Annotated in this window: 1 protein-coding gene; it reads right to left on the bottom strand. The window is 72.0% G+C overall.

Annotated elements, in window-relative coordinates; translation table 11 throughout:
* The coding region (locus PJ985_RS23180) for a type I polyketide synthase (RefSeq protein WP_271685851.1) at nucleotides 1–1,175 on the bottom strand (1,175 nt) is incomplete at both ends.

The raw sequence follows: 1,175 nt of genomic DNA, 5'->3' as shown, positions 1-1,175 counted from the left end.
ACCGCCAGCCCTCGCTGTCTGCTGAACTCGATGAAAGCGGCGGGAGTGGCCATGACGGTCACACCGGCAGCCACAGCCATCGAGCATTCTCCGTTGCGCAGACTCTGCACTGCCTGGTGCAGGGCCACCAGGGACGACGAGCACGCCGTGTCGATCGTCATCGCCGGGCCCTCCAGCCCGAACGCGTACGCGACACGCCCCGACAGCACGCTGGCCGTGGTGCCCGTCGCGAGGTAGCCCTCGGCACCCTCCGGTCCGAGCGCAGCGAGGGAGGCGTAGTCCTGGCCGTTCGTACCCGCGAAGACGCCCGTGCGGCTGCCGCGCAGCGACTGAGGATCGATGCCCGCTCGCTCGAGGACCTCCCAAACGGACTCGAGCAGCAGCCGCTGCTGCGGGTCCATCACGAGCGCTTCGCGCGGGGAGATGCCGAAGAGTTCGGCGTCGAAATCAGCGGCCCCGGTCAGGAAGGCGCCGTGCCGGGAGTAGCTGGTGCCGGGTCCGTCGCCCGTGAAGAGGGCGTCGAGGTCCCAGCCGCGATCGGTGGGGAACGCACCGATCACGTCACGGCCTTCGGCGACGACCTCCCACAGCGCGCCCGGACCGGACACGCCACCCGGGTAGCGGCAGCCCATGCCGACAATGGCGATCGGTTCATCGGAGTGCACGGCCGAGAGCGCGGTGCCCGCCTCGACGGGAGCGCCTACGTCTCCGCATGCCTCGGCCGCCAGGTGACCGGCGAGCGTCACGCAGTTCGGGTAGTCAAAGACAAGGGTGGCGCGGAGCCGGAGGCCGGTCGCCGTGGACAGGCGGTCCCGCAGGTTCAGCGAAGTGAGTGAGTCGAAGCCGAGGTCCTTGAACGGCCGATCCGGCTGCACCGTGTCCGGGGTGGCGTGGCCGAGCACGGCGGCGACCTCCTCGCGCACGAGACCGAGGACGGCACGGTCACGTTCGGGGCCCGACAGCGCGGTCAGGCGGCCGGCCCAGGCACTGGCGCCGCCCGCCGTGCCGGCTGCGTCGGTGTCGGCGGCAGCCCAGGGCAGTTCGGCCAGCAGAGGGCTCGGACGGGCGGAGGTGAACACACTCGCGAAGCGTTCCCCCCGCAGGTCGGCGACCGTCACGCAGGTGTCCCCCGCGTCCAGTGCCCGGCCGAGCGCGGTGAGGGCGCGCGCGGGGGA

The sequence above is a fragment of the Streptomyces sp. ACA25 genome, from assembly GCF_028200735.1.
Classification (GTDB): Bacteria; Actinomycetota; Actinomycetes; order Streptomycetales; family Streptomycetaceae; genus Streptomyces.
The sequence above is the reverse complement of the archived record's forward strand: the minus strand, read 5'-3'. Positions and strand labels throughout refer to the sequence as shown.